A 22585-nucleotide genomic window follows, 5' to 3' on the forward strand; every position below is an offset into this window, starting at 1 on the left:
CGGCTGCCGTCGCCGTTGCAATTGGCACGAGGCTGCATGTGTTGGTCATGGCGACGGTGGCCTGTTCGGCGTGGCAGCGATCCCGCTCCGCGCGTGCTGATGACCTTGGCGGAGCAGCGCCCCGGCAGGACCGACGAGGCGAAGACTTTCGCCCGCACCACGACGGCCCCGCTCACGCTCTGTCTGTACCTGTCTCAACCGGGCCGGCTGCTGCCTGCTTGGGCAGTGGCCGTGAGCGGCGTGCCGGTGCCCTTCGTCCTGTTCGCAATGTCAGGGTGTTCCGCGCGGCTGAGGGGATCGGTCCGGTACCACCGGATCGAACTAGCGATAGCGTCCCTCTCCTGAGCCGATCCTCCCGGGGGAAGCCCCATACCTACCGGCTTGCCCCGTTCACTAGGAAGTTCGCACTGGTGAAACCGAAATCCACACCGGTACCGTCAGTGCCCGTACTGCACTTCTGTCTTTCACGGGGAGCCACTGTGAAGCGCCGCACATTGCCCGTCGCCGCCGCACTGACAGCGACGGCGGTACTGCTGTTGACGGCCTGCGGGAGCGGGGACGACAACTCGAAGAGCAGCGACGAGATCGCGGGCGCCGATGCAGGCGGCGCGACCACGTCGGCTTCACCGAGTGCCACCACGTCCGGTCCCGCCGACAGGCCTGACATCAGGTTTCCCAAGGGTGTGGAAAACCGGTTCGAGGGCTGGAAATCAGGTGACCAGGCCGAGGACGCAGTGCTGTCCGACGTGGCGCAGACGGTGAACGCGGTGGACGATGCGATTCTCCGCGGTGACACGAACTCGGCGACACTCGCCTACTACCGGCAGGGCAAAGCGCTCGTGAGCGCTCAGAAGTGGGTCCAGGCCTGGCTGGACGAGGACCTCACCTGGACGGGTGTCACGCGCTACTTCAAACCGAACGTCAAGGTCGCGGACAGCGACACGGCCGCCGTCGTCTACTGCGCCGACGAGAGCAAGGCCTACAACAAAAACCGCAAGACCGGGAAGGTGGACAAGACACCCCCCGACGAGAGCCCGTACGTCACGTACAGCGCTCAGCTCAAGAAGAACAGCGACGGGGTCTGGCAGACCACGGAGGTGCTGTCCAAGCGAGGGGACCAGACATGCGCGTCCTGACTCGCGGCATCGCCATGGCCGGCGTTCTCCTCGTGACTTCCGCGTTGACCGCAGGATCCGCACAGGCAAAAGGCCCCGGCGCGTCCGAGGCCGAAGTGGGTGTCAGCGGCAAGAGATCCGGAACCGAGCTCGTCTCCATGATCAGGTACACGAGCAGCACCCCGGGCGCCGGTAAGGGCGGGGGCAACGTCACGCCCACGCGCAACTGGACTCCGCCCGCGTGTTGGTACGAGCCCCGCTCGGCGGAGGAGTTCTCCAAGTACGTCGAGGACATGTACGACGAGACGGTCAACACACCAGGCCAGCACAGCTATGCCAAGGCTTCTGTCGGAATGTTCCGCGACGAGTACAAGGACGGCAAGTACGAGAACTACAACCTCGACAAGAAGGACGAGGGCAGTTGGTGGGTGGCCGTCCGCGACGAAGACCGCTGGACTGAACCCGAGGCCCAGCTCTGCGACAGGCAGCCCTTCTGGGTCGAGAACGGTGACGCCCCGCCCGTGGACAACGCGGTCACCCCGCAAGTCCTCGCCGAACTTGCCTACAACCGCATCCAACTGCCGACCACCGAAGTCACCCTCGCACCCGAGGCGGCGACGAAGGTCAACCTTCCCACCTGGGCCTGGCTGGACAAGGCCAGGTTCAAGGAGGTCTCCGTCACCGCCGCGCTCGATGTGGGCGGCCTCAACATCCAGGCCACCACCACCGCCAAGCCGGTGGCCCTCAAACTGGACCCGGGCACCGAGGACGCCGAGACGTACCCCGCCTCCGGCGAGTGCGTCATCAACGCCGACGGCTCCATCGGCGAGCCCTACGCCAAGGGCAAGGCCGACGAGACCCCGCCCTGCGGCCTCAAGTACCTGCGCTCCTCCGGCAACGGCACGTACAAGCTCCAGGCCACCATCACCTGGGACATCGCCTGGACAGGCACCGGCGGCACGGGCGGCGACCTGCCGGACGGAACGTTCGGCAGCGAACAGGCCGTCACGGTCCAGGAGATCCAGTCCGTCAACCGGTAGCCCGACAGCAGCGCGTACACACACGGGGGGATGGTCATCCATGAGCGATTCGGACCTGACGGTCGACTACGAGTTCCTCGCGGATTGCGAGCGCAAGCTCGGGCAGCTCAAGAAGACCTTCGAGGACATCGAGAACCGTCGCGACGACATGGACAAGCACTGGGGCTCCAGTGAGATAGCCGACGTGATGCAGGACTTCGTCGACAACTGGGACGACTACCGCACCAAGCTCGTGGAGTCGCTCGAATCGGTAGGCAAACTCGTGGCCGGAACCAAGAAGGCCTTCGACGATCTGGACAAGCAGTTGGCCAAGCCGGGCGAGAAGAAGCAGAAGAAGTGACACCGACATCCAAGCGCCGTCCGGTCGACTGGCAGCCGCTCTGCGAATCCGACCCCGTTCCCGGTGACCCGGAGGAGATCCGCGCCGAGGTCAAGCACATGGTCTCGGTCGCCGAAAAACTCCGCGAACAGGCCAAGAACCTTAAGGCGATCAGCGACGAGGACACTCTCAAGGGCAAGTACGTCAAGCGCCTGCGCGAGGAATCCGGCACGCTGGAGAAGCACATGCGGGAGGTGGCCAGCCGGTACGAACGTGTGCACGGCCATCTGACCAAGTGGTCCAACGAACTGGAAGACTTCCAGAGCGACGCCGACAAACTCCTGCGCGAGACCAAGGAGAAGCAGGAGGAGGTCGAGGCCGACAAGGCCAAGAAGGCCGCTTCAGAGGACAAGGGCGTCCCCAGCCCGTCTACGAGCGGCGCCAGTCCCGCCGACGACCCCCTCCAGCCATACCGCGACCGCCTGAATACCCTGACCGGCGACCGGAGCACACGGGCCAATCACTACGCCGACAAGATCCGCGACGAGATCGAAGACGTGATCGAGGACTCGACGTGGGACGACCTCAAGGGCTGGGTCCATGACAACGCCGACCTGATCAAAGCTTTCATCGACGTCCTCGGCTGGATCGCGACGATTGCGGGCTTTGTGGCCCTCGCCATTCCCGGCTTGAACATGCTCGTACTCGGCATTGCAGGCCTCACCATCCTGCTCAGACTGGCGTTGGTGGCATCCGGTGACGCCACCTGGACGGATGTCATCTTCGACGTCGTGGGCGGGCTGCTCGTCGTGGGCGGCCTCGGGGCCGCCGCGAAGCTCGCCAGCGGCGCCAAGGCCACCGTGGGGGCCGCTCAGGCGGCCCGGACCACCGGCCTGAGCAAAGGACTCAGGGGCGTCAAGAGCATCATGGACGACACCGGCCGGTTGATGACCAAAGTGCCGCCGGGACCGGGGCAGCAGGCACTCGGAGCGGCTCGTAACGCGATGCGCAAGTCCATCTCACAGAACGTCGGCCTGGTCGCCAAAAGTCCGCTGAGGGTCAGCCCGCTGTCGACTCTAATGCACCTCGGTGACAAAGAGATGGCCGGCATGGCGAAGATGCTGCAGGCGAACAAGGCTGTCTTCCCGGAAGCCGCTGGGGCCGCCGCGGACAAGGCGTACAAGGCGTACCAAGCAGGCCTCGGCGTCGCCTGGACCGGCATGGGGATGGACGTCATGGACAAGGCGCTGGGGAAGAGCGACCTGACAAGCCTGACCAACGAGAAGTTCGGAAGCGGCGAGAAGCCGTACAACGCGGCGTACTCGGACTGGAAGGACAACACGTTGAAGCCCGCCCCTGATACCCACTGGTAGGGATGGCCATGGACCTGTATTCGGCACAACGCATCGTCGAGGCCGAAGCCGCTCGCACGGGCATCGGCACCGGCCCCAACCGGCGGCTCCGGCTGACGTTGTTCATCGGAATGCCGCTGTTCCTCCCGGTTCTGGGAATCATGATCCTGGTGCCGAAGCCCTTGATGAATGACGTGCTCTACGTCTATGAGGCCGGGATCGTCGGCTGTCTCCTGCACTACGTCTGGGTATTCGCGAAGTACCCCCGCCATGCGAGCCGTCCCCCCTACCTCACCAGGGATCTGGCCATGGGCGGCGGATTTTTCCTGCCTTCTCTGTTCTTTGGTTTCTGGCCGGGCATGATCGCTGCCCCGGCGTGGGCTCTCTTCGTAGGCATCGCCTACGCCGTGGAATTGACGCGGGGGCGCGATGACCACCGTTGAGCACCGCCAGGCTCCGAGCGGCTTCAACCTGGTGCCGCCGCCCGGCTGGGACGTGATTCCGCTGCACTCGGGTACCCGGGAAGCGATGGACCGCATCGTCCGCAAGGCCGTGGCGCAACTGCCCGTCGGCTTTCCCAAGGACGACATTCCGAAGGCCCGGCTGAAGCTCACCCAGGAGCTGAAGAAGGTCGTCCGCCGGGCCAGCGCCAAGGGGGGGATGACCCTCTACCTCCCCACCGAACGTCTCCACGGCATCACACTGCCCGTCTCGATCGTGGCCTCCGAGCCGATCGAGATCCCGCGGGTCAGACCCGAAAGTGGTCCGGAAGCGGTCCTGGCCGCGTTGGCCAGTGAGACACCGGGAGCCGAGATCCGCGAACTCGACGACACCGCGGCCCTGCGATCGGAGCGAGAGGTACCCGCCGACCCGGAACAGGGCGTCGAGGTCGCTCACCGGCGGGTCGAGTACCTCGTGCCGATTCCGGACAGCAAGCCTGACAAGTACCTCACCTTCTCCTACAGCGCGCTGATCGCGCCCGGCTCGGATCCCGCCTTCTACGACACGCTCGTGGAACTGTTCGATGCCGTCATGAGCACGTTCCGCTGGAGCTACTCCTGAGGATCCGCCCTCACTGCCTCCGCCTCGACGAAAGAGACCCCCTATGTCAGACGGCACCCTCTGGAGCGCCGACCTCGGCGCCCCGCTCCACATCGACACAGATGCCGACCCGCGCCTGTGGGGCTATCTCCATCTCCAGATCGACAGACGAACCTTCAAGGAATGGCTGGACCAGCACCTGATCGGCCTGGCCACATTTCACGACGTCGAACTCACCCGAAAGCTCCGCCGCTTCCACAAGAACTTCTACGAGCAGACGATCGTCACCCTGCGGGACAAGCTCCAAGCCGACGAGGCATTCATCTACCACCCCGTTCCTCTCACCTACATGCCTCTGGTGGTGCACGCCACCCGCATTCACTGCGAGACCTCCGACGCGGCCTCCTGTGAAGGGCTCAGCGCGCCGACCGTGCCTCACCAGGACATCCCCGAGTGGCAGCAACGCACCGGCAGCACTCCTTTCGCCTCGCCGCATCTGGGCGAGGACGGCATCCGGGTCACCCGTTCCTATCCGGCGGACAGCACGATCATGATGACCTCGGTCACCTACCACTGGCACACCCCGCCCGGCCTCCCCGACGTGTGCCTCCGCGGACACCACGACGACCCCGAAGTGATGGCTGCGGCAATGGAGGCCCTGGACGACTTCGCGCGGACGCTCCGACTTCCCGCTACGGCCCATTGACCGGCGCCGCCCGCGCGTGTCCCGCTTGCGCGTGTCGCACCTCGGCCGGCTCACGCCCAACGAAGCGGCAGCCCCGTACTCCGCACTGATGCATTCGAAACCTCACCACTACCGTCCGTGCCCTCAATGCACTTTTTGTCTTTCACGGAGCCACTGTTGTGAAGCGCCCCACCTTGCCCGTTCTCGCCGCCCTGTCAGCGACGGCGGCGGTGCTGCTGACGGCTTGCAGCAGCGAGGACCGCAAGTCCAACGACATCGACAGCAGCGCCGTTGCCGAACACGGCGCGACGAAGGCGCGTGAGTCCGCGGGCCCGTCGACGGCACCCGCCGGGGACAAGCCGGACGGTGTGGACGTGTCCCTGCCGAAGAACATTGATCTGGTCTTCGACTGGAAGAAGCCGAAGAAACCGAACGAGGCGGCTGCGATGGAAGACGCAGCGAACTTCTTCCGAGCCCTATACCGGGGCGTGGACAAGCGCACCACCAAGGACGCGGCGGTCACGACGTACGCCACGGGCGACGGGCTGCACTACGCCGACACGCAGATCAACGCTTGGATCGACGGTGGCTGGACCGCACTCGGAACTTTGCGCCACTACGACGTGACCACACGGTCCGCCCCGAACGGCAAGTCGGTGGAGGTGGCGTTCTGCGCGGACTCGGGAAAGTTCTTCGGCCAGGAGGTCAAGTCGAAAAAAATCCTCGAGACCACGCCCAGCATCGAGGACTTCGACTACTTCAGGATCGTCATGGTCAAGTCCCCCTTGGGTGAGGACCTTTGGCAGGCGTCCAAGGTGTTCGTGGAACCCAGGGCGGCGAAGTGCCAGTAGGCGCGGCACCTCAGGAACGCGACGGCAACCACCGAGGACTCCAAAGGTCGTTGCGCGTCCGACTTCGCCCTCACCCGCATTCTCATGGAATCGGAGTTGCGACTCAGGATGATTGAGAAGGAGTTTGAACACCTGCGCCAGTGAGTTCGCGGAGAACTGGAAGGACTATCACCAACCCCTGCGATTTTTCTCAGAATTGGGCGCCAAATGACGAGGGCTGGAATCTCATTGGACTGGCACCCAGATTCTACCGAGATGCAGCTGGCACGCTATCCGGTTGCCTTCGCGACCGGCACCGCCGCGTCCGTGAAGGGTCGCCGCTTGTTTCGTGACCGGCAACGCAACGACATCGAAGCCCTGCTGCCCGGTTGGCCCGAGCGAGGCGCCTTCAAGGTTCGCCGTCTGCCCGGTCGGGTCGGAGTGCGGATCGGGAACACTTTCTCGGGCGCCCTCTCGGTGGTCTGGGGAATTCTTTCCGAACTGCTGAGCGGCGGGGTGACCGACCCCGAGCCGGGGCGGGGCAAGCTGGAGGACAGGGAAAGCGAGGTGGACGACTTTCCTGTCATGTGGGGTGCCGAACAGGACACCGCCCGTGGGCTGCCTTGGCAGCTCGATCCTTCCCGGCGACCGCATGGCTATGTCTCGGAGATCGTCCTGACCACTCGACGTCTTCTGGTACTTGGGTCCGGCACAGCCCTATGGGAGACGCCCCGGGAGAACATCGCCGCCGCTACGGCCAAACGCTTCAGCATCGGCCGCAGGGACTTCCAAATCACCTTCCGCGACGGCTCGTGGGCCAAGCTGACGACCACCGCTTCTGCCAGCACCGTCGAGTTGGTCGGGCTCTTGTCAGGAAGCCACCGCCGTCTGTCCCAAGCCGAGATCTCACCGGCCCAGCGCGAGCGACTCTCCGGCTTCGCGTCGTCACTGCCGGCAGATGTCGCACGCCCCGTCATCACGAGACTGCCGAGTGGCCTGGTGCGGGTGGAGTTCACGCTTCCAGGCCATCAAGAGAACATCGTCTCCGAGTCACGGGGTTTCGTGATGGACGAGGCGGGTCAGGACGCGGCACCCGCTCCCGGAGACATCGAACCGAGCAAGGCATGATGAGCACCGACCGCACGACACTCACCGGCATCCCGACCACTGTCGGGGACCCGGCCATTCCTCCCCTGTGGTTTGTGGCCCCGGAAGGCTTCCACGCCCTGCCCGTGGATGCCGAGCCAGGCACCCGGCTGTCTGCAGCAGACAAGTTCGCCCGTCAACTCTTCCCCGAGGGTGACGTCCACCTTTGGGAGTCGGCAGCACCCTTCTACGCCGGACTCGCCGAGGTCTTCGCCGACGCCGGGCTGGTGTATTCCGCCATGGGGGTGTTCAGTGACGACAACGACGGTGTCGTGCACTTCTCCTTCACCGTGGGGGCGAACGCGTCTCCGTACGCGGCACCAGACGAGGCTGTGAGTGCGATCGAGCATTCCCTCGGCCAGGACCCGGGAAATGACGGTCGCCGCCTCAGGCTGCCCTGCGGGCCCGCAGTCTCGAACGTCTCCGTGCGGGAAGTCACGATCGGTGCGGAACTCACCGCGACGGGCGAGGAGGAGACACTCCTCACCGGCCAGATACAGGTCTTCGTCCCCTTCCCGACCCAACGGGTTCTTAGCGATCTCCACGCTGGACACCGCAGCCATGGCGTACTGGGGAGAAATCTGCGACATGACCGCCGCGGTACTGGAGACGGTGTCCTTCGAGGACCCATCGCAGCGCCCTGGTAACTGACCGCCAGGGCGTGCCCTACGACGGGGTGTCCTCTGCCGCTTGGCATCCCACCGGACTGGGACTGGAAGACGAACTGGCGCGTTGCCGCGTCTCCTTCGCCACGGGAACCGCCGCCGGCGCACTAGGCCAACGGTTCCGTGATCGCCACCGGACCGACACGGTTGATCCGGGCGCCGCGTCGCTCTGCCCGGAACCCGCGGGTACCAGACGCGCCGTGGCCACCAACTGATCGGCCAGGCGCGCCACCTCCTCGGCGTCCTCGGGCCGCCACCACCTCACCGTGACCACGTCCAGGTCCTCGGAGCCAGGAGGGAGCATCGCGTACCTGATGAGGCCAGCCGCACGTTTCCGTCCGACACTGAACCATCCCGTCCGCTTCAGCTCGACTCTGACTCGAACAACCGGGCCTGTGTCGAGACTCAGATGTCGGACCTCCGGCTTTGTGCCCGTCTCCTCTTCCAGGGACTGCAGAAGGAGGGGCACTGCTTCGGCAGGCGACGGCCTCGAACTCCCCTGTTCACCGTACGTGTCGAGTCTGAGGTCCGCGATCACCCGCCCCTCGGGGGTGTAGAGAGCAGCCGCGAGGTTCGAGTGGTCCCTGTTCAGGTCGAGCGCACGGCTCCTGAGGTCCCGGATCAACTTACGGGACGACACCGTGAGGCCGGCAGGATCAAACTGTGGCGAGGCGAGCACGGTGGCCACAGCCCAGACCTCACCCCAGTTGACGCTGTCCAGCGTCAGGTCGAGCCAGTCCGATTGAAAATCGAATCGGTGCACGAGCTCGTCGACCGGCGCGCCACTGTGTTCGTCATTCACGTCATGCCCCGTCGGCGAGCGTCTCCCGCAACAAGCTCACAGATCCACCGTCACGGTCTGCGCGATGCTGTCCACCGCCGCTTCCATCTCCTCCGAGATGCCAGGCACCGTCCACGACCCCAACACCATGACGGCACTGTTGGTTCCGGTCGGCAGGATCCCGTACGTCAACGTCTCCATCAACACCCCGGGGCCCGGAGTCGAGGCCGACGCGGCGTCGAAGTCCTGCCGGATACGCACGGCACGGCCGACCGGAAGATCCTTCTGCGAAATGCGCGGCGGTCCGAAATCGTCGACGCTGAAGGTCTCGGCCAGCCAGTCCAGCGTGATCGTGGGAACCGTCTCATCGGGGTGAATCAGATCGACTTCCAGAATTGCCAGAGCAGTGTCGAAGCCGTCGGGAAAGAAGGCGAACGCGTAGAAGGGCTCCCGGCTGCGGCTGTCATCAGCCCGAGTCAGCAACTCCTTCCGCAGCATGCGCTTGTCCAGCTCGTAACCGGCGGCCTTGCTGCGCTCACGCAGCTCCGCCGCGGTGCTCTTGGCCCAGCTCTTGACGTCGTCCGACGGCTCGACCGGGAGCGGCACCCAATCGGTCGGCACGACGATGCCACAGGCACTGATGTCACTCACGCCCGCCGTCACCTCCCACCCAGACCAACGAAGCGGCCACCGCGTCGAAGAGCTGAATCATCGCATCCGCGATCTGCACCAATGGCGTGGAGAAGGTCAGCAGCAGACTCGCGTCGGATCCTGGCACCGGCAGTTGGTGATCAAGAGTGACCGACGGGAGAGTCTCGTCCGAACTACCCGGCACACCTGGTGGTGCTGGGCGGTCGGGCTGCCCTGTCGACCTCAGGGTGCGCACCGAGGGCCCGGAGGACAGTTCGACGACGCTCACTTCCAGCTCCTCGTCGGCGGAGAGGCGGGCAGCGATGTCCTGCACCGTCGGCTGCCCACCGCCGTGTGGCGGCATGAAGGTGACGAGCAGTGAAGCCGGGATGGTCACGGCACCGGCCTTCTGCAGGCTCAGGTAGAGCTCGATGCCGCCGTCCCGGAACGCTGCGGCCGCTTGCGCCAGGAGGCTGTCGCGCAGCTGACGCTTGAGATGGGGGGCGTTGTCGACTCCCTCGAACTGTCGGTTGATCAGTGCGTCGACCGAGCGTTCACGGAGCTCCGGTTCGATGTCTACACGGAACCACCCCTCCGGCAGAAGCAGCCGATAATCGGTCGGCGGTGTGACACTGCCCGTGCCTCCAGGCGTGTTCATGTGGGCTCCGATCCGGTCAACGGATTCCCTGTGGGGGTCCCTGTGTTCTCGATCGCCTTGTCGTACGAGAGACGGCTGACAAGCGCACTCGTCAGAGCGGGAACTAGAGCCGCCACGATAGTCAGTGCGGACAGCAGACCTGCGAGAAAGGCAGGCGTCTCGTCACTGAAGAGTCCGGCCAGCAGTACAGCGCTGAAGAGCGGAAGCGCGAGGAGCTCGTTCCGGCCGATGACGGCTCGGTGCCAGTCGGTGGCCCTACGGGCTTCCTTTCCGTCCATCGGTGACATCTTGCGGACGTCCGCACCGAGCTGGTGCCCCTGCCACCAGTCCTGAGCGCTCTTGGTGTGGCGAAGCTCCTTGTCCGCTACAGGGACTCCCAGCGCCGATTGCAGCAGGCCCCAGTCAGTGAGTCCCTGGTCCCCCGCAAACCAGTGTTTCCAAGGCAGCAACGCTCGGGCCTCACCTCTCCGGTCCCGGAACTCCACCGCGAGCGGCTCAGCCGTGGCAGGGGCGACAAGCCGCACCAACTCCGATAGACCGTGCGCACCGGTCCGTCCCAGCCAGCGTTCCTCTCCGACCGTATTGGTCAGGACTACGTCGCCGGGAAGCACCCGAACGGAGGCCGTTCGCAGGAACCGCCGCGTCGCCCGGCCAGCCGGCGAGGGCCTGAAGATTGAGGCTTCGGCGAATACGTGTGCCGTCCTGTTCCGCCACCACGCCACACCGCGCACGATGCCATCCGACACGGGAATCAGAAGGAGGGCGCAAGCGGCGACGGGCATGGCCCATGCCAGGTCAGCGGAGAAGGCGATCACGAGAGCAAGGAGCCACCCGAACATGCCAAACCCTCGCACCCAGCTGTGCCAGCGAGGCAGGTCGGTATGGACGGCAGAGTCCGCTCCGCTCTCGTTCCAGCGATTTCCGGCGCTACCCGGAGGGGCCGATTCGTCCTGCATCGGAATCCCGAGAGTCGCGACGACGTCCCTGAGCCCAGTGCGGTCGAGGCACTTCGAGGGCTCCAGGTCCATGGCCCCGACCGCCCCTGCCTCGGGCAACCATGCGGCGAGCGGTACCCGCAGAAGGTCTCGTCCTCCCTCGCCCTGGAAACTCAGGACGCCCCAGCGTTCCACAGGACGCTTCCGCACGGTCTCCCAGAGGTCACCGGGCGGATGGAAAACCGCACGGTGAATACCGTCGGCGCCGACCGCGTATCGACGTTCCCGGAGTCGAGCGTCCCGCACCACCAGGGCGGGCCCCTCGGTGTAGAGCCGGGCTCGGCGCACGACGTGGGTGTGGTGCGGCAGCGCACCGGCGGGACGCGCAACCGGCTCGGCCGGTTGCGGGAGCGACGCGCTCAGTTCAGGCTCCTCAGCCATTGCTCGCCTTGATCATCCGTTACTCGTTGTAGTGGCGTCCTTGATCCCGGTCGCCGACCAGATCCCGTCGTCCCATCCTTGCACTCCCACGAGATCACCGATCTCCCCAGTGATCTTGCCCTTGTCCAGCAAGTCGGTGGTGGACGCCACCGCTGTGGAGCCGGCCCAGATCCGCGTCTGCGTCTCGAACACGTCGCTTGCGGCTTTGACCGCGGCGTCGGAACGCAGACCGTCGGACATCTGGTCGAGGCTTCTTTGCAGGCTCGTGATTCCAGGGTCGTTCAGCCCCGGCCGGATTCCGGACCAGGTCTCGCCCTGTCGGAGCTGCCGGACGTTGCTCCAACGCAGGTCTTTGACTGATTTGAGGCTGTCCAACGATTCCCTGTAGATCAGCTTCGGGTTGAAGGCGTCAGCCATCCGCTGCGCACCAGGAAACCAGCCCTTCGGCGCCTTGGCGATCGCCTCCACGCCGGCCTTGCCGCGCAAAGCTCCGCCGCTTTCCCGATTGGCCCGTTTCCAGGCGTCGTTGACCGCCTTCTTGTAAGCGGTGGAGCCGGGTTTCGCCTTGATTCCCTCCCTGAGAGCCCTCGCTCGCGCGGATCGCCCCAGGGTCTTGGCCGCCGCTGACGCCCCCTTGGCACCGGCGAGCGCACCTCGGCCGATACCCAATGTGGCGATGCCCACGACGTCGAGGGCGACGTCGAACCAACTTCCCTTGCCACCCAGCGCCAGAAGCGTGTGTCCCACGAGCGAAACGAGGGTGGCAGCAAGCGCGATGGTGCCGAGAACTCCAGCTAGGACCTGCCCGACGATCGGAATCCAGCCGACCATGAGTGCCAGTGTGCCGCAGATGGTGGACACCCAGCCAGAGATCTCAAGGACGGTCTCCATCCAACCGGAATTATCGTTGACCCAGTCCTTGAACTTGTCCCACGCACCGTCTTTCAGGCCGTCGTGATCAATGGCATGCCGGATGGAGTCTCGTGCTCTCTTCGCGGCAGCGTCACGTACGTCCTTGGCTGCCTCCAGGTCCTTCTTGGCCTTCTCCAAGGCCGCACCCGCCGCGTCCTGGCGCTTCTCAAGCTTCTTACGGTCCGGATCGTCGTCACCGGAGTCCTTGGGGAGCTTACCGAGTGCGGTGTTACTCGCGTTCTGCTCATCATGTGCGTCCCGGGCATCGCGGAGCGCCTTGTCGGCCATGGTCTGCGCGCGGTGAAGTTCCGAAGCGTACTGCGTGGAACAACCGCCCTCGATCACCTTCTCCCCGAGGGCGTCGGCAGCCGCGTCGTAACGCTTGAACGCCTTCCGCAGCTTTCCTTCGGCTTCTTCCGCATCCTTGCGGAATTCCTCAGCCGTTTTACTCTTCCACTCGTCGACAGACGCAAGCGCTTTGATCTCATCCGCTTGCTTCCTGATCGTCTGGGCGGTTTTCCTGAGCTCTCGACCCAGTTTGGCGATCTCTTCCGGGTCCCCGGGGATCGGATCAGCAGCCTCGCCGATCACCGCCCACTCCTCGGAGCGCGGCCGCGTCACTTGGCACCTCCCCCCGATTCAGGCTTCTTCTTACCCGCGTTGCGGAGTGCCTCGGCGAGTTGGTGATCGATGTCCTCGTACGTCTTCGCCGCCGTGGAGAGCAACTTGGAAAGATTCTCCAGCTCCTCCGTGAGGCGCTCACGGTGGATCTTCCAGTTGTCACCGAAATCATCGAATACATCGACAAGCCCTTGGTCGCCGAGCGTGGTCACTCCCATCCCCTCGGCCGGGTTGGCGTTCTTATCGAACTCCCGGTGAATCTTCGACAGAGACTTGGCGCTCTCCTTGATGCGTTCGATGTCCGCAGTCTGGTCCGACATAGATTCCCCCGCTGCGAGGCTTACTGGTGAGGCCCAAGCGGGGCGGATCACAGAACCCGCCCCACCGGCATGGAACTTCTAGCAGAAGGTCACTTGCGCGCCTGCTTAGCCAGCTCCTCGTCGATCTGCTCGAACTTGTCCGCCGCCATCGTCAGGTAGTCACCCATACCGTCGAGGCCGTCCAGCGTCGTCTTCGTGCCCTGTACGAACTCGTCGAAGTTCTCGTCGAACGCCTTCGACGAGCTCTTCGTGACATAGCCCGACTGCACGAGGTTGTTGATGTACTTGCGGAGGCCCTCGAGCCTCTCCTGGAGCTTTTCCTTCTCCTTCACGACATGCTTGGCCGCTTCCCGCATGTCCTGATATGTGATGTCAAGGTCCTTGGCCATGAAGCCGCTCCCTCTCGCAACGCCGCAGGGCCAACCCCCGTGGCTCCCTGTGTGCGGACTCACCGGCGCCCGGCCCGAGTTGCCGATCGCATGTGGCAACCGGTGTGATCGTCCGCTCTTGCGCATGCAGCTTACGGGTGTGGCCTGGGGTGCCACATCCCCGGCTTGTGAACGAGCGGTCGTGAAAAGGTGCACGACATTGCCATCGGGAACACCGCCGCACCTCCCCATTGCCCCGCCACCGCACCGAACGGATATCGTCCTTACGGCTGTGACCCCAGTGACGGGAAGTGACTGGAGCGGACGCAGCGAAGGACACCACCGCGGCCACACCGGCCCAGTGGCACGGGGAGGACAAGTCGTGCGCCTGACTCTGACCGTCGTCGACCCGTACGGCGGTGCCGCCGCCGACGTCGTGCTCGATGCCGATCCTGAGTCCACCGTGGGGGACATCGCCCAGGAGCTCGCCAAGCAGGTCGGGCACAGCGGGGCGCAGGTCATCCCGCTCGGGCAGCCACGGCACGCGCCGGCCGGCAACGCACCCCTCGTGTACGTGGACGGATACGCCGTCGATCCCGCCGCCACCGTGGTCGGGTCGCCCCTGCGCGAGGGCGCCGTCGTCAGCCTGCAGGATCCGTCCGGGTGTCTGCCGGGTGAGCCCACCGGCCTTGTCGAGTTGCGGGTCGTCGGCGGGCCGGCCGCCGGGTTCGTGCACCGGCTCGGCGTCGGGCGGTACGACATCGGCAGCGGGGCGGCGGCGTACGTCCGTATCGACGATCCCGAGGTCGACGCCCGGGCCCTCACCCTTTCCGTCGCCACCGACGGCACCTGCCGGGTCGCCGTACACATGGACCGGGAGCACGTCACCCTCGACGGCAAGTTCCTCGCCGAGAGCGAGGAGGACCAAGGGGCGAAGAAGAAGGGCGACAAGAAGAAGGACCAGGAGAGGAAGAAAGAGGAGAAGAAGGACGGGCCCGCCGAGTGGCCCCTCGGGGCGCAGATCGGGATCGGCAACACCCTGCTGGAGCTGGCCCGTTACACGCCCCCGAACGCCGCCCTCAAGTGGTCCGACGACGGCATCGGGCTGGACTACAACCGGCCCCCGCGGCTGCGTCCGCCCGAGCGGCAGACCACCTTCCGGCTGCCCTCGGCGCCCCGCGAGTACGAGGCCCGGCCGCTGCCGTGGCTGATGGCGCTGACCCCGCTGGTCGGCGCCGTCGTGTCGGTCATGATCTTCCAGCGCTGGTACTACCTGATCATGGCCGCGCTGAGCCCCGTCCTGCTCTTCGCGAACTACTACAACGACAAGAAGCACGGGCGTAAGTCGCACGCCAAGCAGGTCCAGGAGTACGAGGAGCAGAAGGAGCGGATCGAGAAGGACGCGCAGGACGCCCTCGTCGCCGAGCGGAGCGACCGGCGGCACGCCCTACCCGACCCGGCGACCGTGCTCGCCCTCGGGACCGGGCCCCGCACCCGGTTGTGGGAGCGGCGGCGTACCGACCGGGACCATCTGCTGCTGCGGTTCGGGACCGGGCAGCTGCCCTCCGAGGTCGTGCTCGACGACCCCGAGCAGGACGACCACCGCCGCCAGGTGACCTGGAAGATCGAGGACGCCCCGGTCGCGCTGCACCTGCGCACTCTCGGTGTCATCGGCATGGCCGGTCCGGGTGACTCCGCGCGGGCGCTGGGGCGTTGGGCCGTCGCACAGGCCGCGGCGCTGCACAGCCCGATGGACGTGCAGTTCTACGTGCTGAGCGACAACTCCGCGCGGGAGTCCTGGGACTGGGTGCGCTGGCTGCCGCACGCCCGGCCGTCCGGCGGTCAGGACGTGAACGCGCTGATCGGGACCGACGCCGAGACGGTCGGTGCGCGGATCGGCGAGCTGACGCAGATCCTCGACGCCCGCAAGAAGGCCGCCGAGCAGAACCGGTCGCAGGGTTCGACCTTCAGCGACCCGGACATCGTGGTGGTGTGGGACGGCTCGCGGCGGCTCAGGTCGCTGCCCGGCGTCGTACGGCTGCTGCGCGAAGGGCCGTCCGTGTCCATGTTCGCCCTCTGTCTCGACGCCGAGGAGCGGTTCCTGCCCGGCGAGTGCCAGGCGTACGTGGTCGCCGAGCCGAAGGCGGAGGAGGCCGAGCCGGACCGGCAGGTGCAGCAGCAGACGCAGCAGGTCGCCGGCGGCTTCCCCTCCTTCCAGGCCTGGCACGCCACCGCGCCGCAGCCCGAACAGACCGGGCGGGTCGAGAAGTTGCGGCTGCGCGTGGAGGAGGCCGGTGCCGAGCGGCGGAAGGACGTACGGCCCGACTTCGTCTCCCCGGCCTGGTGTCTGCGGCTGGCCCGGTCGTTGTCGCCGCTGCGGGACATCAGCGGCGAGACCGAGGACTCGGCGCTGCCCGCCTCCAGCCGGTTGCTGGACGTGCTGCAGCTGGAGCCGCCGACGAGCGAGGCGATCGTGGCCCGGTGGCGGATGGGCGGGCAGTCGACGCTCGCCGTGATCGGCGAGTCGTACGACGGGCCGTTCGGGATCGACATCCGCAAGGACGGTCCGCACGGGCTCATCGCCGGTACGACCGGTTCGGGCAAGTCGGAGCTGCTGCAGACGATCGTGGCGGCGCTGGCGGTGGCGAACACGCCCGAGAACATGACGTTCGTGCTGGTCGACTACAAGGGTGGCGCGGCCTTCAAGGACTGTGTGCATCTGCCGCACACGGTCGGCATGGTGACCGACCTCGACGCCCATCTCGTGGAGCGCGCGCTGGAGTCGCTCGGCGCCGAGCTGCACCGGCGCGAGCACATCCTGGCCGCCGCGGACGCCAAGGACATCGAGGACTACCAGGACCTGGTGCGCCGGGACCCGTCCCATCGGCCGGTGCCCCGGCTGCTCATCGTGATCGACGAGTTCGCCTCGATGGTGCGTGACCTGCCCGACTTCGTGACGGGGCTGGTGAACATCGCCCAGCGAGGGCGTTCCCTCGGCATCCACCTGCTGCTGGCGACGCAGCGGCCGTCCGGTGTGGTCTCCCCGGAGATCCGCGCCAACACCAACCTGCGGATCGCGCTGCGCGTGACGGACGGCGGCGAGTCGACGGACGTCATCGACTCGCCCGAGGCCGGGCACATCTCCAAGAGCACCCCGGGCCGCGCGTACGCCCGGCTCGGGCACGCCTCCCTGGTTCCCTTCCAGTCGGGACGCGTCGGCGGACGGCGGCCCGGTGCGGCCGACCCCGCCCTGCTGATGCCCTGGGTGTCCCCGCTGACCTGGGAGGACCTCGGCCGGGCCGCGCTGGCCAAGCCGAAGGCCGAGGCGCGGGAGGACGAGGAGATCACCGACCTGAAGGTCCTCGTCGACACGATCCGGGACGCCAACCGCTCCCTCGGCATCCCGCCGCAGCACAGCCCGTGGCTGCCGGCGCTGGACGAGACGCTGCTGCTGGACGAGATCGAACTGCCCACGTTCGCCGGCGGCCCCGGCAGGCTGGCCCCGGCCCCGTACGGCATCGAGGACCTGCCGGCCAGCCAGTCGCGCCGCCCGGTCGTGGTGGACTTCTCGACCTTCGGGCACCTGATGATCGGCGGTGCTCCGCGCAGCGGCCGCTCGCAGGTGCTGCGTACCCTGGCGGGCTCGATCGCGCGCACCCACTCCGTCGCCGACGTGCACCTGTACGGCATCGACTGCGGCAACGGCGCGCTCAACGCCCTGACGCGGCTGCCGCACTGCGGGGCGGTCGTCGGGCGCAACCAGACCGAGCGGGTCGTGCGGCTGGTCAACCGGCTCAAGGGTGAGATGAGCCGCCGTCAGGACGTGTTGTCCGAGAAGGGCTTCGCGGACATCGGCGAGCAGCGGGCGTCGGTCGCCGAGGACGAGCGGCTGCCGCACATCGTGGTGCTGCTGGACCGCTGGGAGGGCTGGGTGCCCACCCTCGGCGAGATCGACCACGGCTCGCTCACGGACGAGCTCCAGACGATGATGCGCGAGGGCGCGAGCGTCGGCATCCACCTGGTCCTGACCGGCGACCGCACCCTCCTGGTCGGCCGGATCGCGACCCTCACCGAGGACAAGTACGGTCTGCGCCTGGCGGACCGCAGCGACTTCTCGGCGCTCGGGATCCCGGTGCGCAAGGTGCCGGAGGAGATCCCGCCGGGCCGCGCCTTCCGCAACGAGTTCGGCACGGAGACCCAGTTCGCACTGCTCGCCGAGGACACCAGCGGTCAGGGCCAGGCGGCGGCGCTGGCGGCGATCGGTGAGGCGGCGACCGCGCGCGACGCGGACGTGCCGCGTGCGCGCCGCCCGTTCCGCGTGGACAGCCTGCCCAGCCGGATCTCCTTCCCGGAGGCGTGGGAGCTGCGCGACCCGGACGCCTCCCGTTCGCGGCTGTACGGTCTGGCCGGCATCGGCGGCGACGAGATCGTCGGCTTCGGGCCCGATCTCGCCCAGGGCGTACCGGCGTTCGTCATCGCGGGTCCGGCCAAGTCGGGCCGCTCCACGGTGCTGCTGAACTTCGCGCACTCGTTCCTCGCCCAGGGCACGCGCCTGGTGATCGCGGCGCCGCGCCAGTCGCCGCTGCGCGGGCTCGACGGCACGGACGGCGTGCTGAAGGTCTTCACCGGTGACGACATCGACGAGGACGACTTCGAGGAGCTGGTCGACCAGGCGTCCCCGGAGGAGCCGATCGCCGTGCTCGTCGACGACGGCGAGATCCTGGAGGACTGCGACGCCGAGAGCCAGCTGAAGAAGCTGGTCTCGCGCGGCGCCGAGCGCGGGCTCGCCCTGGTCATCGCCGGTGACGAGGAGGACGTGTGCAGCGGCTTCTCGGGCTGGCAGGTCGACGCGAAGAAGGCCCGGCGCGGCATCCTGCTCTCCCCGCAGGAGTCCTCCAGCGGCGACCTCATCGGCGTCCGCCTCTCCCGGAGCATGGTCGGCGGCCAGGTCGCCCCGGGCAAGGGCATGCTGCACCTCGGCGACGGGGAGCTGCGCACGGTCGTCGTCCCGGGGTGAGGGCTGTGGGCCGTCGGCCCGGCCGCCACCCTCGCGGTGATCGCGCTCCTCGTCGGCCTGTTCACCCGGCGGGTGCGCGGGTCGTCCGCTACCCCACCTTCGACAGCCGGGCCTCGGGCCGGCCCGACTCCTGGCTCTCCGAGCGGTACCGGAGGTCGTCGCCCGCCGGTGTGAGGCGGACGGTGGTGGGGGCCGGGTTGCAGCCGCTGTGGTTGGTCTTCGCGCCGACCGACGTGGCGACGAGCTCCTTCTTCGTCACCTGCTTCAGGGTGAGCACGTCCACGCAGACGCCCCCCAGCTGGTCGGTCTGCCGGACGCGGCCCACCTCCCCTCCGACCGCGGCCCGTTGCACGGTGACCCGGAACGTGCCGAGCGGCAGCCTGCCGTCGAGGGCGGTGCCCTGGCCCTCCCAGGTGCCGAGGTAGGCGGCGGGCACGGCACCGGAGGGGGCGGAGCTGGCGTTCGCCCCGGGCGGGGAGTAGGCGTCGGTGCTGCCCGAACCCCCGTCGTCCCCGCCGCCCCCGCCCGGCAGCAGGTCGAAGACGAGGACCGACCCGATCGTCACGGCGGCCATCGCCCCGGCGACGGCCAGCGCGACGGTGCAGCTCAGCCTCCGCACCCGCCCCTCGCCCTCGGGCATGGAGGTCGCGGCGACGGAGAGGGACACCGTGCCGGGCCGCCGGCCCTCGGAAGGGACGACGGTGTCCTCGCGGTGCCCGTCGCGGGGTTCGGGTACGGCGGTGGGGGCCGGTGCGGCTGACGCCGTCGCGGGCGCCGAGCCCGTCGACCCGTCCGTCATCGGCGGAGCACCGCCCGGCACCTGCGGCAGCCCTTCCGACACCGAGGGCGGACCGCCCATCACAGGCGGCGGCCCGAACACCCCCGCGACACCCCCACCACCCGTCGGCCCCACAGCACCTGCGGTCCCCGCGACACCCGCTCCACCCGTCGGCCCCACAGCACCTGCGGTCCCCGCGACACCCGCGGCACCGGCGGCACCGGCGGCCCCCGCGGTTCCTCCCGCCTCCGTCCCGCCCACCGACGGACTGCTGAACCCCACCGGCCCCGAGGGCGTGCCCGCCGCGGTCGCCTCCAGGTTCAGCAGGCGTACGGCACTGCGGCTGACCTGTTCCACCAGCGTTCCCGGCAGCCAGCCGCCCGCCACCAGCCGGGCCGCCCCCTCGGGCTCGAGGAGCCGGGCCACCTCCGCGGGGGCCGGCCGCGCGTCCGGGTCCTTGTCCAGGCAGGCCGCCGTCACCGCACGCAACCGGCCGTCCAGCAGCCCGAGTTCCGGCTCCTCGTGCACCACCTTGTAGAGCAGGGCCGCCGAGGAGCCACCGGGGAAGGGCGGCTCGCCGGTCGCCGCGTACGCGAGGACCGCGCCCAGGGAGAAGACGTCCGCCGCGCCCGTGACGCCCTTGCCCAGGATCTGCTCGGGCGACATGTATCCGGGCGAGCCGACCGAGACGCCGGTGGACGTCAGGGACGCCGTGCCGTCGGTGGCCCGGGCGATGCCGAAGTCGATCAGCAGCGGGCCGTCCAGGGTGAGCAGCACGTTCGACGGCTTCACGTCGCGGTGGACCAGGCCCAGCTCGTGCACAGCGGCGAGCGCCTCGGCCAGGCCCGCGCCCAGGGCTCGTACGGTGTGGGCCGGCAGGGGCCCGCCGTCGGCGACCGCGGCGGACAGCGACGGGCCGGCGGCGTACGCCGTCGCCACCCACGGCACCCGGGCGTCCGGGTCCGCGTCCAGGACGGACGCCGTCCAGGCGCCGCCCACCCGGCGTGCGGACTCGACCTCGCGCCGGAAGCGCGCGCGGAACTCCTCGTCCAGCGCGAAGTGCGGGTGGACGATCTTCACCGCGACCGTGCGGCCACCGGCGCTGCGGCCCAGGTAGACCCGGCCCATGCCGCCGGAGCCCAGCCGGCCGAGCAGCCGGTAGGGACCCACCACCGTGGGTTCGTCGACGTCGAGCGGCCGCATGGCGTCACTCCTCCCCCGTAGGCGCGCGGGGGGCGCTCCCCGGCCCCGGCACGCCTGCACCTGTCAGCAGGGTAGTGCCGGAGCGCCGCCGGGCTCACGGCTGGAGCAGGTCCACCTTCACGTCGGCCGGGAACCCGGTGGTCGGGCCGACCCGCCGGGCGAACTCGGCGACCGCCTCCAGCTGCGGGCCGCCGAAGCGGAAGTCGAGGGTGGTGAAGTACCGGGCCAGGGTCTCCTCGTCGAAGGCCTCCCAGCGGGCGGCCTGCTCGGCGACCTTGCCGACCTCTTCGAGGGAGAGGTTGCGGGAGTCCAGGAACGCCGCGTGGACCTTGCGCGTGATGACCGGCTCGCGCTCGGCGTACTCGCGGCGCGCCGCCCAGACGGCGAAGACGAACGGCAGGCCCGTCCACTCCTTCCACAGCGCGCCGAGGTCGTGCACCTCCAGGCCGAAGCGGGGCCCGTCGACCATGTTGGCCCGCAGCGCCGCGTCGCCGATGAGGACGGCGGCCTCGGCCTCCCGCATCATCAGGCTGAGGTCGGGCGGGCAGGTGTAGTAGTCCGGCTGGACGCCGTAGCGCTCGGCGAGGAGCAGCTGGGCCAGGCGGACGGAGGTGCGGGAGGTCGAGCCGAGGGCGACCCGGGCGCCGTCCAGCCGGTCCAGGGGGACCTGCGAGACGATCACGCAGGACATGACCGGGCCGTCGCAGCCGACGGCGATGTCGGGGAAGGCGACCAGGTCGTCGGCGTGCTTGAGGAACTCGACCAGGGTGACCGGACCGATGTCGAGATCGCCCTGCACCAGCTTCTCGCTGAGCTTCTCCGGGGTGTCCTTGGTGAGCTCGAAGTCGAGGAGCGTGCCCGTTCTGGCGAGCCCCCAGTACAGGGGCAGGCAGTTCAGGAACTGGATGTGGCCGACGCGCGGCCGGGTGCGAGGATTGTCCACATCGTGAGGCTAGCCCGCACGGCCCGGGGACCCGCGTCCGGCCCCGCCGTGGGCGCGCGGACCGCCGAGGGGCCCGTACCGCCAGTCGGCCGGAGGACGTTCAAACATTCGGGTGACGTGATCTTGACCCCTATTGCATTCCGGGGTCTGCGTGCTAGGCTCGTCGCAAGTTGCAGTTTGGTTTCCCTTGCAGTACAGAGCCTGCGGAGCATGTGACCGCGGGCTCTCGTCATTCTCAGACATATGCAGTTGTGCAGAATTCATCTTCACACTTGCTGGTTCTGGAGCAGGGCAACCCTTTTGAGCCCAAGGAGGGCTTATGGCTACCGGAACCGTGAAGTGGTTCAACGCCGAAAAGGGCTTTGGTTTCATCGCCCAGGAGGGCGGCGGCCCCGACGTCTTCGTCCACTACTCCGCGATCAATGCGCAGGGATTCCGGTCCCTGGAGGAGAACCAGCAGGTGTCTTTCGACGTCACGCAGGGTCCGAAGGGCCCGCAGGCTGAGAACGTCACGCCGGTCTGATCAGTAGTACCCAAGGAGCCCCGCGCCGACAGGCGACGGGGCTCCTGCCCTTTTCGGGCCCTTTCGCCGGATGAACTCCGGACGAATTCGGCTTGTGGGACGGCGGACGGCCGGGGAAACACCGGAAGAACAACGGGCCGACCGGGGAAAGCTGCGGGCCGACCGGGGAGAGCTGCGGGCCGACCGGGGACGGCTGCGGGCCGGCCCGGGACGCCGGTGGCCCGGGACGCCGGTGGCCCGGCCGCGCTGTCGGTGAGCCGCA

The 22585-nt window shown here is 67.9% G+C and carries 21 protein-coding genes; 12 read left to right on the forward strand and 9 right to left on the reverse strand.

Going from position 1 to position 22585, the window contains the following annotated elements; translation table 11 throughout:
- Positions 1 to 479: 479 nt before the first annotated feature.
- The 10 genes from ACPXCS_RS26835 (at position 480) to ACPXCS_RS26880 (ending at position 8175) form a co-directional block, all read left to right on the forward strand.
- The gene (locus tag ACPXCS_RS26835) at positions 480 to 1136 is read left to right on the forward strand and encodes a hypothetical protein (RefSeq protein WP_425950036.1); all 657 of its coding nucleotides are present in this window, start codon (positions 480 to 482) and stop codon (positions 1134 to 1136) included.
- Complete coding sequence (locus ACPXCS_RS26840; protein WP_425950037.1) at positions 1124 to 2155, forward strand: hypothetical protein; 1032 nt, start codon at positions 1124 to 1126, stop codon at positions 2153 to 2155. The genes ACPXCS_RS26835 and ACPXCS_RS26840 overlap by 13 nt, the downstream gene beginning before the upstream one ends.
- A 40-nt stretch (positions 2156 to 2195) precedes the next feature.
- Positions 2196 to 2495 carry a hypothetical protein gene (locus tag ACPXCS_RS26845; RefSeq protein ID WP_425950039.1) on the forward strand — a complete coding sequence of 100 codons (300 nt, stop codon included), beginning with the start codon at positions 2196 to 2198 and terminating at the stop codon, positions 2493 to 2495.
- Complete coding sequence (locus ACPXCS_RS26850; protein ID WP_425950040.1) at positions 2492 to 3847, forward strand: hypothetical protein; 1356 nt, start codon at positions 2492 to 2494, stop codon at positions 3845 to 3847. The genes ACPXCS_RS26845 and ACPXCS_RS26850 overlap by 4 nt, the downstream gene beginning before the upstream one ends.
- A gap of 2 nt (positions 3848 to 3849) precedes the next feature.
- A complete protein-coding gene (locus ACPXCS_RS26855; RefSeq protein WP_425950042.1) occupies positions 3850 to 4269 on the forward strand; it encodes a hypothetical protein in 420 nt (139 codons plus the stop codon).
- Positions 4256 to 4888, forward strand: a complete 633-nt coding sequence (locus ACPXCS_RS26860; protein WP_425950044.1) for a hypothetical protein — start codon at positions 4256 to 4258, stop codon at positions 4886 to 4888. Before ACPXCS_RS26855 ends, ACPXCS_RS26860 begins: the two co-directional genes overlap by 14 nt.
- A 43-nt stretch (positions 4889 to 4931) precedes the next feature.
- On the forward strand, positions 4932 to 5573 hold the full coding sequence (locus ACPXCS_RS26865; RefSeq protein WP_425950046.1) for a hypothetical protein: 642 nt from the start codon (positions 4932 to 4934) through the stop codon (positions 5571 to 5573).
- A 158-nt stretch (positions 5574 to 5731) separates the two neighbouring features.
- A complete protein-coding gene (locus ACPXCS_RS26870) occupies positions 5732 to 6403 on the forward strand; it encodes a hypothetical protein (RefSeq protein WP_425950047.1) in 672 nt (223 codons plus the stop codon).
- 255 nt (positions 6404 to 6658) lie between these two features.
- Positions 6659 to 7510 carry a hypothetical protein gene (locus tag ACPXCS_RS26875; RefSeq protein ID WP_425950048.1) on the forward strand — a complete coding sequence of 284 codons (852 nt, stop codon included), beginning with the start codon at positions 6659 to 6661 and terminating at the stop codon, positions 7508 to 7510.
- The gene (locus ACPXCS_RS26880; protein ID WP_425950050.1) at positions 7507 to 8175 is read left to right on the forward strand and encodes a hypothetical protein; all 669 of its coding nucleotides are present in this window, start codon (positions 7507 to 7509) and stop codon (positions 8173 to 8175) included. The genes ACPXCS_RS26875 and ACPXCS_RS26880 overlap by 4 nt, the downstream gene beginning before the upstream one ends.
- 19 nt (positions 8176 to 8194) lie before the next feature.
- On the opposite strand, the gene ACPXCS_RS26885 is transcribed toward ACPXCS_RS26880, so the two are convergent.
- The 7 genes from ACPXCS_RS26885 to ACPXCS_RS26915 form a co-directional block, all read right to left on the reverse strand.
- Positions 8195 to 8995, reverse strand: a complete 801-nt coding sequence (locus tag ACPXCS_RS26885; RefSeq protein ID WP_425950052.1) for a hypothetical protein — start codon at positions 8993 to 8995, stop codon at positions 8195 to 8197.
- A 36-nt stretch (positions 8996 to 9031) separates the two neighbouring features.
- Positions 9032 to 9625 (reverse strand): hypothetical protein, encoded by a 594-nt coding sequence (locus ACPXCS_RS26890; protein ID WP_425950054.1) that lies wholly within the window; start codon positions 9623 to 9625, stop codon positions 9032 to 9034.
- Positions 9618 to 10262: a hypothetical protein gene (locus tag ACPXCS_RS26895; RefSeq protein ID WP_425950055.1), complete on the reverse strand. Its 645-nt coding sequence runs from the start codon at positions 10260 to 10262 to the stop codon at positions 9618 to 9620. Before ACPXCS_RS26895 ends, ACPXCS_RS26890 begins: the two co-directional genes overlap by 8 nt.
- Positions 10259 to 11290 (reverse strand): hypothetical protein, encoded by a 1032-nt coding sequence (locus tag ACPXCS_RS26900; RefSeq protein WP_425950056.1) that lies wholly within the window; start codon positions 11288 to 11290, stop codon positions 10259 to 10261. The genes ACPXCS_RS26895 and ACPXCS_RS26900 overlap by 4 nt, the downstream gene beginning before the upstream one ends.
- A gap of 360 nt (positions 11291 to 11650) precedes the next feature.
- Positions 11651 to 13141, reverse strand: a complete 1491-nt coding sequence (locus ACPXCS_RS26905) for a putative T7SS-secreted protein (protein WP_425950058.1) — start codon at positions 13139 to 13141, stop codon at positions 11651 to 11653.
- 26 nt (positions 13142 to 13167) lie between these two features.
- Positions 13168 to 13491, reverse strand: a complete 324-nt coding sequence (locus ACPXCS_RS26910) for a hypothetical protein (RefSeq protein ID WP_425950060.1) — start codon at positions 13489 to 13491, stop codon at positions 13168 to 13170.
- Between the two features lie 89 nt (positions 13492 to 13580).
- Positions 13581 to 13880: a WXG100 family type VII secretion target gene (locus tag ACPXCS_RS26915; protein WP_208637025.1), complete on the reverse strand. Its 300-nt coding sequence runs from the start codon at positions 13878 to 13880 to the stop codon at positions 13581 to 13583.
- Positions 13881 to 14241: 361 nt separating this feature from the next.
- On the opposite strand from ACPXCS_RS26915, the gene ACPXCS_RS26920 reads away from it, so the two are divergent.
- Complete coding sequence (locus tag ACPXCS_RS26920; protein WP_425950061.1) at positions 14242 to 18876, forward strand: FtsK/SpoIIIE domain-containing protein; 4635 nt, start codon at positions 14242 to 14244, stop codon at positions 18874 to 18876.
- Positions 18877 to 18964: 88 nt separating this feature from the next.
- Here ACPXCS_RS26920 and ACPXCS_RS26925 read toward each other — a convergent pair whose 3' ends face one another.
- Both ACPXCS_RS26925 and ACPXCS_RS26930 read right to left on the reverse strand, forming a co-directional pair.
- On the reverse strand, positions 18965 to 20857 hold the full coding sequence (locus tag ACPXCS_RS26925) for a serine/threonine-protein kinase (protein ID WP_425950063.1): 1893 nt from the start codon (positions 20855 to 20857) through the stop codon (positions 18965 to 18967).
- A 94-nt stretch (positions 20858 to 20951) separates the two neighbouring features.
- Positions 20952 to 21800: a menaquinone biosynthetic enzyme MqnA/MqnD family protein gene (locus ACPXCS_RS26930; RefSeq protein WP_425950064.1), complete on the reverse strand. Its 849-nt coding sequence runs from the start codon at positions 21798 to 21800 to the stop codon at positions 20952 to 20954.
- Between the two features lie 319 nt (positions 21801 to 22119).
- Between ACPXCS_RS26930 and ACPXCS_RS26935 the strand changes: the two genes are divergently transcribed.
- A complete protein-coding gene (locus ACPXCS_RS26935; protein ID WP_003974443.1) occupies positions 22120 to 22323 on the forward strand; it encodes a cold-shock protein in 204 nt (67 codons plus the stop codon).
- Positions 22324 to 22585: the final 262 nt, after the last annotated feature.

The organism is Streptomyces sp. DT190, assembly GCF_049846985.1.
Taxonomy (GTDB): domain Bacteria; phylum Actinomycetota; class Actinomycetes; order Streptomycetales; family Streptomycetaceae; genus Streptomyces.

Excerpts from the sequence above, each read along its gene's own strand:
- ACPXCS_RS26840 (WP_425950037.1), top strand. The coding sequence starts at position 1,124 with ATGCGCGTCCTGACTCGCGGCATCGCCATGGCCGGCGTTCTCCTCGTG.
- ACPXCS_RS26845 (WP_425950039.1), top strand. The coding sequence starts at position 2,196 with ATGAGCGATTCGGACCTGACGGTCGACTACGAGTTCCTCGCGGATTGC.
- ACPXCS_RS26855 (WP_425950042.1), top strand. The coding sequence starts at position 3,850 with ATGGCCATGGACCTGTATTCGGCACAACGCATCGTCGAGGCCGAAGCC.
- ACPXCS_RS26860 (WP_425950044.1), top strand. The coding sequence starts at position 4,256 with ATGACCACCGTTGAGCACCGCCAGGCTCCGAGCGGCTTCAACCTGGTG.
- ACPXCS_RS26865 (WP_425950046.1), top strand. The coding sequence starts at position 4,932 with ATGTCAGACGGCACCCTCTGGAGCGCCGACCTCGGCGCCCCGCTCCAC.
- ACPXCS_RS26875 (WP_425950048.1), top strand. The coding sequence starts at position 6,659 with ATGCAGCTGGCACGCTATCCGGTTGCCTTCGCGACCGGCACCGCCGCG.
- ACPXCS_RS26880 (WP_425950050.1), top strand. The coding sequence starts at position 7,507 with ATGATGAGCACCGACCGCACGACACTCACCGGCATCCCGACCACTGTC.
- ACPXCS_RS26895 (WP_425950055.1), bottom strand. The coding sequence starts at position 10,262 with ATGAACACGCCTGGAGGCACGGGCAGTGTCACACCGCCGACCGATTAT.
- ACPXCS_RS26900 (WP_425950056.1), bottom strand. The coding sequence starts at position 11,290 with ATGGACCTGGAGCCCTCGAAGTGCCTCGACCGCACTGGGCTCAGGGAC.
- ACPXCS_RS26910 (WP_425950060.1), bottom strand. The coding sequence starts at position 13,491 with ATGTCGGACCAGACTGCGGACATCGAACGCATCAAGGAGAGCGCCAAG.
- ACPXCS_RS26915 (WP_208637025.1), bottom strand. The coding sequence starts at position 13,880 with ATGGCCAAGGACCTTGACATCACATATCAGGACATGCGGGAAGCGGCC.
- ACPXCS_RS26925 (WP_425950063.1), bottom strand. The coding sequence starts at position 20,857 with ATGCGGCCGCTCGACGTCGACGAACCCACGGTGGTGGGTCCCTACCGG.
- ACPXCS_RS26935 (WP_003974443.1), top strand. The coding sequence starts at position 22,120 with ATGGCTACCGGAACCGTGAAGTGGTTCAACGCCGAAAAGGGCTTTGGT.